Source organism: Actinoallomurus acaciae (assembly GCF_042429965.1).
In the GTDB taxonomy this organism is placed as follows: domain Bacteria; phylum Actinomycetota; class Actinomycetes; order Streptosporangiales; family Streptosporangiaceae; genus Actinoallomurus; species Actinoallomurus acaciae.
Genome location: NZ_JBHLZP010000241.1, coordinates 1 through 12,218, shown reverse-complemented (window position 1 = coordinate 12,218; position 12,218 = coordinate 1). Strand labels below are relative to the sequence as shown.

The 12,218-nt window shown below is 72.0% G+C and carries 11 protein-coding genes and 1 pseudogene; 3 read left to right on the top strand and 9 right to left on the bottom strand.

All coding sequences use genetic code 11. The features are described 5' to 3' along the window. Together ACFFNX_RS27835 and ACFFNX_RS27830 are read left to right on the top strand one after the other, a co-directional pair. Positions 1–215, top strand: a pseudogene (locus ACFFNX_RS27835) (N-acetylmannosamine-6-phosphate 2-epimerase); the annotation flags it as partial. A 52-nt stretch (positions 216–267) separates the two neighbouring features. Then, on the top strand, positions 268–960 hold the full coding sequence (locus tag ACFFNX_RS27830) for a GntR family transcriptional regulator (RefSeq protein ID WP_378208464.1): 693 nt from the start codon (positions 268–270) through the stop codon (positions 958–960). Positions 961–1,058: 98 nt separating this feature from the next. On the opposite strand, the gene ACFFNX_RS27825 is transcribed toward ACFFNX_RS27830, so the two are convergent. The 8 genes from ACFFNX_RS27825 to ACFFNX_RS27790 all read right to left on the bottom strand — a co-directional run bounded on the left by ACFFNX_RS27825 (position 1,059) and on the right by ACFFNX_RS27790 (position 10,578). Further along, on the bottom strand, positions 1,059–2,285 hold the full coding sequence (locus tag ACFFNX_RS27825) for a metal-dependent hydrolase family protein (RefSeq protein ID WP_378208462.1): 1,227 nt from the start codon (positions 2,283–2,285) through the stop codon (positions 1,059–1,061). A 15-nt stretch (positions 2,286–2,300) separates the two neighbouring features. After that, positions 2,301–3,236, bottom strand: a complete 936-nt coding sequence (locus ACFFNX_RS27820; protein WP_378208460.1) for a succinylglutamate desuccinylase/aspartoacylase family protein — start codon at positions 3,234–3,236, stop codon at positions 2,301–2,303. Next, a complete protein-coding gene (locus ACFFNX_RS27815; protein ID WP_378208458.1) occupies positions 3,233–4,990 on the bottom strand; it encodes an ABC transporter permease subunit in 1,758 nt (585 codons plus the stop codon). Before ACFFNX_RS27815 ends, ACFFNX_RS27820 begins: the two co-directional genes overlap by 4 nt. A 7-nt stretch (positions 4,991–4,997) precedes the next feature. Beyond that, positions 4,998–6,101 (bottom strand): ABC transporter substrate-binding protein, encoded by a 1,104-nt coding sequence (locus tag ACFFNX_RS27810; protein ID WP_378208456.1) that lies wholly within the window; start codon positions 6,099–6,101, stop codon positions 4,998–5,000. Positions 6,102–6,114: 13 nt separating this feature from the next. Continuing rightward, on the bottom strand, positions 6,115–7,206 hold the full coding sequence (locus ACFFNX_RS27805) for an ABC transporter ATP-binding protein (protein ID WP_378208455.1): 1,092 nt from the start codon (positions 7,204–7,206) through the stop codon (positions 6,115–6,117). After that, positions 7,203–8,507 carry an aspartate aminotransferase family protein gene (locus ACFFNX_RS27800; protein ID WP_378208453.1) on the bottom strand — a complete coding sequence of 435 codons (1,305 nt, stop codon included), beginning with the start codon at positions 8,505–8,507 and terminating at the stop codon, positions 7,203–7,205. Before ACFFNX_RS27800 ends, ACFFNX_RS27805 begins: the two co-directional genes overlap by 4 nt. Continuing rightward, the gene (locus ACFFNX_RS27795) at positions 8,504–9,286 is read right to left on the bottom strand and encodes an IclR family transcriptional regulator (RefSeq protein WP_378208451.1); all 783 of its coding nucleotides are present in this window, start codon (positions 9,284–9,286) and stop codon (positions 8,504–8,506) included. The genes ACFFNX_RS27800 and ACFFNX_RS27795 overlap by 4 nt, the downstream gene beginning before the upstream one ends. 107 nt (positions 9,287–9,393) lie before the next feature. After that, positions 9,394–10,578 (bottom strand): ROK family transcriptional regulator, encoded by a 1,185-nt coding sequence (locus ACFFNX_RS27790; RefSeq protein ID WP_378208449.1) that lies wholly within the window; start codon positions 10,576–10,578, stop codon positions 9,394–9,396. Positions 10,579–10,671: 93 nt separating this feature from the next. On the opposite strand from ACFFNX_RS27790, the gene ACFFNX_RS27785 reads away from it, so the two are divergent. Further along, complete coding sequence (locus tag ACFFNX_RS27785) at positions 10,672–11,913, top strand: MFS transporter (RefSeq protein WP_378208448.1); 1,242 nt, start codon at positions 10,672–10,674, stop codon at positions 11,911–11,913. Here the strand turns inward: ACFFNX_RS27785 and ACFFNX_RS27780 are convergent. Continuing rightward, positions 11,858–12,218: L-lactate permease (locus tag ACFFNX_RS27780; protein ID WP_378208446.1), on the bottom strand; the 361-nt coding region annotated here is incomplete at its 5' end. The two genes, ACFFNX_RS27785 and ACFFNX_RS27780, sit on opposite strands and share 56 nt — an antisense overlap.

The following is a 12,218-nucleotide window of genomic DNA, read 5'->3' as shown; positions in this document are numbered from 1 at the left end:
CGGACGGGCCCGACCTCGAACTGGTCGCCGCGCTCGACGGCGCCACCCCGCTGCTCGCCGACGCCGAGGGCCGGATCCGCGATCCCGAGCAGGCCCGCGCGGCCTTCGCGGCCGGCGCCTTCGCCGTCGTCGTGGGCACGGCGATCACGAACCCGATGGAGATCACCCGCCGTTTCGTGGCCGCGCTTGACATTCCGCGCCCGGAGGAGCGATAAGAGCGAGGCCGTACGGCCGCGCACGCGCACGCACGAATCGCGAGGGGACGACGTGATCAAGCACCTTCAGGTACGGGAACGGCTCCTGGACCGGATCCAGGGCATGCGCCCGGACGAGGTCCTCCCCCAGGAACGGGAGCTGGCGGAGACGTTCGGGGTCAGCCGCACGACCGTCCGGCAGGCGCTCCAGTCGCTGATCGAAGAGGGCCTCATCTACTCGGTGCGCGGCCGGGGCACGTTCGTCTCGCGGGGGCGGATCTCGAAGGGGCTGACCCTGACGTCCTTCAGCGACGACATGCGCGCCCGCAACCTCGAACCGGACTCGCGGCTGCTGACCGCCGAGCAGCGGACCGCCGAACCGGAGCTCGCTCGCACGCTGGAGATCAAGCCCGGCGATCCCGTCTACCACATCGAGCGGCTGCGGCTCGCCGACGGCTTCCCGATGTGCTTCGAGCGGGTCAACCTGCCGGCCGCGCCGTTCGCCCGGCTGCTGGACCAGGATCTGCAGGGCTCGCTCTACCGGCTGCTCGCCGGGCGGTACCGCACGGTCCTCGCCAACGCCGAACAGCGCATCTCGGCGACGACGCTGAACCGCCGCCACGCGGACCTGCTCGGCGTGCCCGTCCGCTCCCCCGCCCTCCACGTACGCCGACGCGGCATCGACGCGCGCGGACGGGTCGTCGAGTTCGCCCAGTCGCTGTACCGCGCCGACCGCTACGACTTCGAGATGACCATCCACCGCTGACCCGGAACCTCGGTCGCGCACACGCCTGCCTGAGTCGGTGGCGCGCACCACCGGGCCGACCCCGGGATCGGTGCATGGCCTGGCGTCCCGTCCTCGTACTACCGGCGTGGGACGGGCGTGCCCGCCTGGATGACGAGGGCGATCTCCTCGGTCGGCTCGGCGAGGTGGGTGATGTCGGACAGGGGGTCGTGTCTGGTCAGGATCAGGTCGGCGTGCGCCTGCGGTGCGATCACTCCGAGGCGGCCCTCCTGGCCGAGTACGCGGGCGGCGATCGTCGTCGCCGAGCGGAGGATCGCGCCCGGTGTCTGCACCTGGGCGCGGATGCGGAACTCCTCCGGCTGGCGGGTTCGCAGCGGGCCGAGCAGGTCGGTTCCGAACGCGATCGATACGCCGGCCCGGTCGGCGAGTTCGAGGGCGTGCAGTCCTCCGTCGAGCACCTCGAGGGTCTTGGCACGGCTCTCGGGTGACAGGCCGTGCGCCGGGCCGTCCTCGACGAGGGCGGTGTAGGTGATCAGGGTGGGCACGTAGAAGGCGCCGGCGAAGAGGGGCAGCACCGACTCGTCGATCAGGTTGCCGTGCTCGATGGTGCGGACGCCGAGCCGCAGCGCGCGCTCGACCGCCGCCGAGGTGTAGGCGTGCCCGGCGCAGTAGACGTCCGCGGCGGACGCCTCCTGGACGGCGGCGACGATCTCCTCCTCGGAGAACTGGAGCGACCCGATCCGGTCGGTGGGGCTGGAGCATCCGCCGGACAGCATCAGCTTGATGTGGGCGGCGCCCCGGCGGATCTCGTCGCGTACCGCCCGCCGTACCTCCGGCACGCCGTCGCAGACCCGGCCCAGGCCGGGCGTCCAGTAGTGGGTGTCGTGCACGTTCTGGCCGGCCGGCCGCAGGTCGCCGTGGCCGCCCGTCTGCGACAGCGCCTTTCCGCCGGCGAACAGCCGGGGCCCCGGCAGCACTCCCTCGGCCACCGCGCGGGCGAGGCCGTGGTCCGCGCCGGCCATGTCGCGTACGGCCGTGAACCCGCGGGCCAGCGTCGCCCGCAGTTCGGCCGCCGCGCGTGCGGTGACGTACGACGGGGCCTCCATGGTGAGCGCGTGCTCGTCGACGGTGTGCGCGGTGACGTGCACGTGACAGTCGATCAGGCCCGGCAGGGCGTACAGCCCGGTCGCGTCCACCTCGGCGGACGCGACCGGGCCGCCGGGGTCCGGGCCGACCTCGACGACGACCCCGTCCTCGACGCGGATGCGCGTGTTCTCCTGGACGTTCTCGGTATCGGGATCGACGAGCGAGGCGCGCCGGATCGTCAGCGATCCGCGGTGGGTCATCGTGGGCTCTCCGGGTTACGCGGGCTTGGCGGTGGCGCCGTCGGCGACCATGAAGCCGTAGTCGCCGGGAGCCACGTTGGTCATCGACTCACGGCCCAGGACGAGAATGCTCGGCTCGAACGGGGCGGTGATCACCTCGAGCTCCTCGAAGGTATAGGGGCTCAGCACCCGTCCGAGGACCGTTCCCTCGGGGACGCGCTCGCCGATCCGGTCGACCCCGAAGTCCGAGAGCATGACGCCGCCGGTGGCGGGCGAGAGCACGGTGAGCGTCTCGACGACGACCTGGTCGGCCGGGGGCGGCGTGGGCTCGCCCGGGAGCATGCCGACGGTGCGGAGCACGTTCATGGTGCCGTCGACGCCCTTGGTCAGGTACTCGTCGATGCGCTGGCCACCGCCGCCCAGCTCGCTGACCATGCAGCGAATGCCCTGGTCGAGGGCCCAGCCGGTGGCCGACCCGCCGTACGGCGCGCCGTGGTAGAGCAGCGAGCACCCGTAGGCGCGGGACATCTCGGCACCCGCGTCGTGGATGTAGGCGTACTCGACCGTGGCGAAGTTGCCGCCGGAGTGGAAGTCGATGAAGTGGTCCGCGCCCGCCAGAATCCCGCACAGGGCGGCCGCGACCTGCTCGGTGACACTGCCGGAGGCGTTGCCGGGGAAGATCCGGTTGATGTTCACGCCGTCCAGCGGCGTGTTGCGGGTCAGCGCCTGGTGGGCGTACGGGTTGGCCACCGGGACCGCGACGATCGTGCCCGTCAGCTCGGCCGGGTCGACGGCCGACAGGACCCGCCGTACGGTCTCCGAACCCAGCGGCTCGTCGCCGTGGATCCCGCCGAACAACACCATCCGGGGCCCCTCCTGGGCGCCGGTGAGCGTGTGGACGGTCAGCGCGAGCCGGTGCCCGCTGGCCAGGGTCGTCACGGGGATCTCTTCGATGGTGTGCGCCGAGGTCATGCGGTCGGTCCTTCCTTGATCTTGTTGTCCACCGGGGCCGGTGCGGGGTCCGCGGGCGTGCCGGTGTCGGAGCCGGTGAGGGAGGAGAACACGCCCGAGCGGGCGAGCAGGAACGCCACCGCTCCGGCGATGAGCAGGGCTGCGGCGATGAGCAGGGCGGACAGCGCCGCCAACGTGGGATCTTGGTATTTCTGCAGGTAAACGAACATCCAGACCGGCAATGTGTTCTGGTCCGGCGCCAGCAGGAACACGGTCATGTCGACCTCGTCGAAGCTGACGACGAAGGCGAACAGCGCCGCGGCGATCAGGGCCGGCCGGATCTGCGGGATGGTGACGAGCCGGAACGCGCGCAGCGGCGAGGCTCCGAGGTCCCTGGCCGCGGCCTCCAGGGTGGTGTCGGCGCGCATCAGGGCGGCGGTCAGGACGATCACCACGAACGGCAGGACGATGACGACGTGGGTCACGACCAGCCCCGTCACCCCGCCGAACAGCCCGAGCCGGTGCAGGTAGATGAAGCCGGCGAAGCCGAAGGCCACCTTGGGCACGACGGTCGGGCTGAGCGCGAAGGACTCGATCGCCCGCCTTCCGGGCATGCGGTCGCGAACGAGGGCGGTCGACATGGCCGTTCCGATGGCCACGCTGATGACCGTGGCGGCCAGCGCGACCTCCAGGCTCAGCAGCGCCGCGGATCCCAGCCCGGTCTGGTCGAACAGATTGGCGTACCACTTCAGGGACAGGCCCGGTGGCGGCCAGGTTCCGTACGAGACCGAGGAGAAGGAGTCGACGATGATGATGGCCAGTGGCATCAGCACGAACACGTCGACGACCAGGAGCCAGATCCCCCAGCCGCGTGCGCCGGCCGGGGCCGCCCCGGCCGCGGTGACGCCGCCCTGACCGCCGCCGCCCGCCTGGCGCTGGAGCCAGCCGAAGACGGCCAGCGCCACCGCGGCCAGTGCGAGCAACGCGTAGGAGGACACCGCCGCCATCGGCCAGTCCACGTTGCCGACGTCGTTGTAGATGTCGGTGGCCAGCACGTTGACCCGGCCGCCGCCGAGCAGGCTCGGCGTGGCGAACGAGCTGATCGCGAGGGCGAACACCAGTTCGGCGCCCGCGATGAGACCGGGCAGCGTCAGCGGCAGGGTCACCTTCGTGAACCGCCGCGCCGCCCCCGCGCCGAGGTCGCCGGCGGCCTCGCCGAGCGCGGGGTCGACCTGTCCGAGCGAACTGGTGATCGGGAACACCATGAACGGAAGCAGGATGTGCACGAGTGCCAGGACCACCGCGGCACGCTGGTAGAGGATCTCGACCGGGCCGACGCCGAAGACGCCCAGTGCGGCGTTGATGACCCCGTTGTCGCCCAGCAGCAGTTCCCAGCCGTACGTACGCGCGACCACGCTGGTCAGCAGCGGGGCGAAGACGATGAACAGGCCGACGTACCGCCATGCGGGGCGGCGCACCCGATGCAGCGCGTAGGCGGTCGGATAACCGACCAGCGCGGTGATCACCGTGGTGAGCAGGCCGAGGACCACGGTCTCCCGGATGATCTTCCAGTGGTAGCCGCCGGTGACGAAGGAGCGCCAGGTCGCCGCCGTACCCCCGACGTCGCCTCCTCCCGGCACCGAACGGTGGAAGCTGTATTCGAGCAGCGTCAGCATGGCGCCGACGAAGACGGCGCCGAGCACCACGACTCCGGGCGCCGCGAGCAGGTACCCGGTGCGGTGCCGGCGTATCGACCCCAGGATCCCGTTCGTCATCGGGTCCTCAGATGCGGGACGCGACATCGGTCTGCCAGCGCTTCTGCCATTCGGCGCTGTGCCGGCCGACGACGTCGTAGTCGACGTCGACGAAGTGCTGGAGCGTCTGGGGGCTGAAGGCCGGCAGCCTGGCCAGGTTCGCCGGCAGCGTGGCCTTGGTGTTGGCCGGCGTCTCCACGCTCACCTCGGCCCAGCGCGCGCTCCACCTCGGCGAGATCATCTCGTTGATCACGTCGTGCACGGCCTCGAGCTGGCTCTGCGTCGATCCCTCGACCGCCTGCAGGTAGACGGGAAGCGGGATCGCGCCTTCTCGCGGTACGACGTAGCTGAGCGGCGCACCCGAATTGATCCACTGCTGCCCGGTGCCGGCGAAGTACGCGGTGAGCGGGGCCGTCCCGTCGCTGAGCACGTTCAGGTACTGGGGGTTCGAGTCGACCATCAGGCGGATCTGCTTGGCCTCCCGCTGCCACAGCGTCCAGCCCGGCTCCATGTCGTTCAGCCCGCCGCCGTTGAGTTTCGCGGCCATGAGCACCGCGTACCACGGGTTCTGGAAGAGGCAGACCTGGCCCCGGTGCGCGTGGTTCCACAGCTCCGACCACGAGGTGGGCGGCTGCTTGATCTTCTCGTGGTTGTACAGGAGACCGAACTGGTCGGCGCCGATGCCGATGCCGTACCCGTCGTCCCGGCGGAAGCGCTTGTCGATGTCGGTGGCGTTGGACAGCGCCGAGTAGTCCAGCTTCGCCCACATCTTGTCGCCGATGCCCTGGATGGAACTCGGCGCGTTGAAGAAGCCGAAGTTGACGAGCGGCTGGTCCGGAGCCGCCTTCTTCTGGGCCAGCATCTTCGCGTAGCCGACGGTGTTGGACTGCTCGTAGATCTCGATCCGCACGTTGCGGTGCGCGGACTCGTACTCCTCGGCGAACTCCTTGGGCATCTTGCCCAGGTCGCCGCCGAGGAAGGCGAACATCGTCAGCTTGAGCTTGCCGCCCGAGCCGCTGGAGCCCGGCGTGCTCGGCGACACGCTTCCGCACGCGGAGGCGAACGTGAGCCCGCCGAGCAGTCCGGCGGTGCCCTTGAGCATCGAGCGGCGCGACAGGGAGTGGTCGGACATGACAGCCTCCAGATCAGTGGTCGAGAACGACTGCGGACGCGGGGTCCCAGCCGGCCTCGACGTCATCGCCGATCGACAGGTCGGGGTGGGTGTCCGCGGGCCGCTCGGCGGTGAGCAGAACGCCCGACGGCAGCCGTACGTGGTAGCGGAGACTGGCCCCCTGAAAGATCACGTCTTCCAGGCGGCCACGGAACCGGTTGGTGAACCGTTCGCCGATCCGGGCGCCGACGGCCACGTGCTCGGGACGCACCGACGCGATCCGGCCGGGCCGCGGAAGGCTGATGCTGATGCCGTCCGTCTCAAGGACGTCACCGCGTGAGACGCCTTCGAACAGGTTGGTGTCGCCGAGGAACGTCGCGGTGAACGTCGTCCGCGGGGAGCGGTACAGCTCGGCGGGTGAGCCGATCTGCTCGATCCGCCCCTCGTTCATGACCGCCATCCGGTCCGACATCGTCAGCGCCTCGATCTGGTCGTGGGTGACGTAGATGAAGGTGGTGCCGGAGTCGTGCTGGATGCGCTTGAGCGCCTGTTGCATCTGGACCCGGAGCCGCAGGTCGAGCGCTCCCAGCGGCTCGTCGAGGAGGAGCACGGCCGGTTCGCCCGCCAGCGCCCGCGCGATCGCGACCCGCTGCTGCTGGCCGCCGGACAGCTGGGCCGGGTGGCGCTTCTCGTAGCCGGTCAGCCCGACCAGTTCGAGCTTGGCGCGGACCGTCTCGGCGATCCGCTTGCGCGGCCAGCCGTGCAGGCGCGGCCCGAAGGCGACGTTGTCGGCGACGGTCAGGTGGGGGAACAGCGCGAGGCGCTGGAAGACCAGGTTCGTCGGCCGGCGGTGTGCCGGGCGGCCGCGCATCGACTCTCCGCGGATCCGCACCTCTCCGGAGGTGGGCCGCTCCAGTCCCGCCAGGATCCGCAGGGTCGTGCTCTTGCCGCAGCCGGAGGGGCCCAGAAGGGAGAAGAACTCCCCCCGGCCGACGGTGAGGGACACCTCTTCCACGCCGCGCGCGCCGCCCTCGTAGACCTTGCGGATGTCGCGCAGTTCGGCGTCCGGTACGTCGGGCGCCGTGGTGCCGGTCGTCCGCGTGTCGTTCCCTCCCGGGGCGTTCATGCGGACGCCTTCATCGCGGTGAACGCCACGTCGGCGGCGGCCACGATCCGCTCGATGTCCGCCTCGGTGTGCGCCGTGGACAGGGCCGCGTGCAGCAGGGGCTTGGCCGGCAGCAGGATGCCGTGCGCGCGTGCGGTCTCGTGCAGGATCGCGTAGCGGCGGGCGTCGGTCGCCATCGCGGAGCGGTAGCCCGTCGCGGCCCGGGGCAGGAAGTAGGGCTGGAAGTGCCCGCCCGCGCCGGCGAGCACCGCCGGGATGCCGTGGCGGGCCGAGAGCTCGGCGAACCCGTCCCGGAGCAGGCCGCCGAGCTTGTCCAGGTACTGCTGGGCCGTCCCGTCGGCGAGGAGGGGCAGCGTGGCCGCGGTGGCCGCGACCGCGCTTCCGTGCCCGTTGTAGGTGCCGACCCAGCCCACCGGGCCGCCCGCGGACGGGTCGGTGGCGGCGAGCAGTTCCGGCCGGCCCTCCACCGCCGCGATGGGATAGCCGTTGGCCAGCGCCTTGCCGTACGTGGTCAGGTCGGGGGTGATCCCGTACGTCTCGCGGGCGCCGCCCGGGGCGATACGGAAACCGGTGAGCAGCTCATCGAAGATCAGCACGATGCCGAGCTCCGCCGTGACCTCGCGCAGCCGCCGCAGGTACTCCGGAGTCGCCGGGATGTAGCCGATGTCGATGAGCACCGGCTCGACGACGACCGCGGCCAGTTCGTCCGCGTGCTCGCGCAGGAGCCGTTCGCCGGCCTCCACGTCGTTGAACGGCAGCACGACGGTGCCCGCGGCGGTGGCGGACAGGCCGGCCGAGCTCGGCGGGGCGGCCGGCCGTTCCGCCGGCCCGAGCTGGTCGGCGGACGGCCACGTGGACACCCACAGCGGGTCGAACCAGCCGTGATAGCCGCCCTCGGGCTTGGCGACCCGTTCCCGGCCGGTGTGGTGGCGGGCGATCGCCAGCGCGTGCATCAGCGCCTCGGTGCCGGTGTTGGCGAACCTGACCTGGCCGAAGCCGGGGATGATCGCGGCGAGCCGCTCCGCCGCCAGCACCGCGGCCTCGGTCTCCACGCCGGTGGTCAGGCCCGCGCGTACCGCCCCGGCCACGGCCTCGTCCACCTCGGCGCGGGCGTGGCCGAGCATCACCGACCCGTTGCCCATGGTGCAGTCCAGGTAACGGGTGCCGTCGACGTCCCACAGGTGGGCTCCCTCGGCGCGGGCGAAGTACGTCGGACGGGGAGCCTGGAACCGGGTGTTGGAGTGCACACCGCCCGGCACGTGCCGGCGCGCCCGCTCGAAGAGTTTCTCGGACTGGGTCATTGGCTGCTCCTGGACTTGGGTGACAGTCGGCCGGCCTCGGCGAGGAGGTCGGGCAGGCAGGTCGTGGCGCTCTCGCGGGTGAAGCGCGCGGACGGCCCGGCCACCGAGATCCCGCCCACCGCGTGGCCGTCGCGGTCCAGCAGCGGCGCGGCGCGGCAGCGCAGGCCCACGGTGTAGGTCTCCTCGTCGACCGCGTAGGCGTCGGCGCGGGCCGCCGCCATGTCCGGTCGCATCTCCCGCAGGACCTGCGGCGCGTCGTCCCCCACCGCCGCGCGCAGCACCGCCTCCTGCCGCTCGGCCGGCAGCCGCGCCAGCATCGCCTTGCCCATGGCCGACGTGTGCGGCGCGATGATGTCGCCGAGACGCGCCACCGCCCGCAGGGACTTCTCCGGCTCCTTGCGGGCCACCAGCACGATCTCGTCGCCCACGAGGAGCCCCGCGCTCACGCTCTCGCCGGTCCGCTCCGACAGCTCCTCCACCGCCGCCTTCAGCCGGTCGGCGTCGTGGATCTGGTCGAGCGCGTGCACGGCGACGTGCAGCATTCGCGGGCCCGCCACGTAACCGCTGCCGGGCAGGGCGACCAGGAAGCCCCGCTCGACGAGGAGGGCGACGAGTCTGGACGCGGTCGACGTCGGCACCCCGGCCGCGGCCGCGATGTCGGTCATCTGCAGGGGGACCCGCTCGTGCGTGACGGCGACGTCCAGCACGTCGAGGAGACGTCCGAGGTAGCTCGTCCGCGACTCGCCGTTCCCACTCAGTGGAAGATTGCTTCTGCTCATTGGGAGGGAAGCTAAGAGCTCTTAGCCCAAAGTGTCAATACTCTGGACAAACATCACTAGATCGCCCAAAAAATTCACACAGAGGTGACACGGGGCGAGAGGCGTCGCTACGGGGTCGCGGCGACGGTTCGCGCCCAGGCGGACAGGCCGCCGGGCGTGGCGATCTGGTCCCAGAGGCGGTGTGCGGCGCCCCGCAGGGCCGCGTCCCGATGACACTCGGCGGGGACGATCTCGGGCGGGCTCTGCCGGCGGAACCCCATGAGTCCCCGCCGGTAGGCGTCGTCGAAGGTCACCGAGGCCGCGTGGAGGGGCACCGCCAGTCCGCCCAGGGTCACCAGATCCGGGTCGAGGGCGTTCGCCAGACCGGCGATGCCACGGGCCAGAGCGCGCGCCGCCCGCTCCACCGCCTCCTGGGCCGCGCGGTCGCCCGCGGCACGGCCGATCACCTGCTCCATGTAGCGGCGTGGATCGTCGGGCTCCGGCTCACCGAGCGCGCGGGCCAGGGCGTGGCCGTCGAGTTCGGTGCCCCAGCAGCCGTACGCGCCGCACGGGCACCGCACGGCGGGATCCCCGAAGGGAAGGTGGCCGAACTCGGCGCCGGCGCCGGTGGCGCCCACGACGGGCGCCCCCCGGTCGATCAGCCCGCCGCCGAGGCCGGCCTCGATGGTGACGTGCACCGTGGTCCTGGAGCCGGGAGCGCCCTCCCTCACCGTGTCGGCGATCGCGGCGAGGGTGGCGTCGTTGTCCACGATGACCGGGACGCCGTCGACGCCGAGCGCCTGAAGGTCGATGCCGTTCCACCGCAGCATCGACGAGTCGGCCACGCGGCCGTCGCGGACGACGCCCGCGACCGACACGCCGATCCCGCGCAGCCGGGTCCCGTATCGCTCCCTCAGCGCGTGCAGCCGGCCCCGGACGTCATCGAGCACGGCGGGCGCGGAGGCGGACCCGTACCGGTGGTCGCTCGTCTCGTGAAGGCGGCCGTCGAGCGTGCCGACGGCGAGCCGCCACGTGCCCCGCTGGACGTCGACGACCGCGACGACCGGGCCCTCGGGATGGGGAACGAGCCGGTGTTTCGGCCGCCCGCGGGTGCCCGCCGGCAGCGGGACCTCCGCGACGAGACGCGCCGCCTCCAGCCGGCCCATGAGGTCCGTGGCCGAGCTGCTGCTCAGCCCGAGGGTCGCCGCGAGCCGGGACCTGGTGATCGCGGGATGGCGGCGGAACTCCCCCACGACCAGCGCGGGCAGCACCCACCGGGTGTCGCCGGTGCCGGTCGCGCGGACGGTTGCCACGGTTCTCCTCGGAGAATATTCTCGGGCTTCGAGTTTAATATACGCGGAGGTCGCCATGCCCGCAGTCGCCCCGTGGTCCGGCCGGGTGCGCCGATGACGGCGCGGTCGCCCCTTCCGGCCCTCGCCGCCCTCGCGTCCGGGACCTTCGCGATCGGGGTGACGGAGTTCGTCGTCACCGGTCTGCTGCCGGAAATCGCCCGCAGTTACACGGTGTCGATCCCCACGGCGGGGCTGCTGATCTCCGGTTACGCGATCGGAGTCGTCGTCGGTTCGCCCGTGATGACCGCGCTCGTCCTGCGGATGCCGCGCCGGCGGGTTCTGATCGGCCTGCTGCTCCTCTTCGTGGCCGGCAACGTCCTGTCCGGCCTGGCGCCCGACTTCGCCACGATGATGGCCGGCCGGGTCGTCGCCGCCCTGTGCCACGGCGCGTTCATCGGCATCGCCTCGATCGTGGCCGGAGACCTGGTCACCCCCGAACGGCGGTCCCAGGCGATCGCGGTGATGCTCACCGGACTCACCGTCGCGAACGTTCTGGGCGTCCCCCTCGGGACCCTCCTCGGCCAGTTGTCCGGCTGGCGCTCGACGTTCTGGGCGATCAGCGGCCTGGGCGTGCTCGCGATTCTCGCGATCGCGTGGCGGGTTCCGCCGACGCGCGCGGACCGGGGGGTGCGCCTGCGCGGGCAGCTTCGCGGGTTCCGGCGCGCGCAGGTCTGGCTGGCCCTGACCATGACGGCCCTCAGCTTCGGTTCGGTGTACGCCACGCTCACCTACGTCGCGCCGCTGATGACCGAGCGGGCCGGCTTCGCGAGCACGGACCTGACCTGGATACTCGCCGTCTTCGGCTGCGCCCTCGTCGTGGGCAACCTCGTCGGCGGCCGGGCGGCCGACCGGGCCCTCATGTGGACTCTCTGCTCGGCCCTGCCGGCGCTCACCGCGACGTTCGTCGTCTTCTTCTTCGGCGTCGACGGGCCGGTGACCGCGCTGCCGATCTTCCTGGTCATCGGGTTTCTGGGGTTCGCGACCGTACCCGGCCTGACCACTCGCGTCATCACCAGCGCCGGCGACGAGGGCGAGGTGCTGGCGTCGTCGGCCGCCGTCGCCGCCTTCAACCTCGGGAACGCCGCCGGCGCCTACCTGGGCGGGCGGGTGATCGCGTTCGGCTGGGGATATCCGTCGACGTCCCTGGTCTCGGCGACGATGTCGGCTCTCGCGTTCTGCGTCGCGCTCGCGAGCGCCGGTCTGTCCGCGCGTACCCGCCGCTCCGCGGATCTCCCGGTCGTCACGGGACCATCCAGGACAACGGGCCGGACGCCATCAGGTAGACCAGGCCGGTGAATCCGACGAGGCAGCCGACGCTCCACGGGAAGGTGCGCCGGAAGAGCGTCCCCTCCCGGCCCGCCATTCCCACGGCCGCCGCGACCATGGCGAGGTTCTGCGGGCTGACCAGCTTGCCCAGCACGCCCGCCTGGCTGTTGGTCGCCGCGAGCAGCACCGGGCTCACCCCGATCCGGCCCGCCGCCGCCACCTGCACGGCGCCGAAGAGCGCGTTCGCCGACGTGTCGGAGCCGGTCGCGGCCACGCCGAGCCAGCCGAGCGCCGGGGACAGCAGGACGAACGCGCTGCCCGCGCCGGCCGGCCAG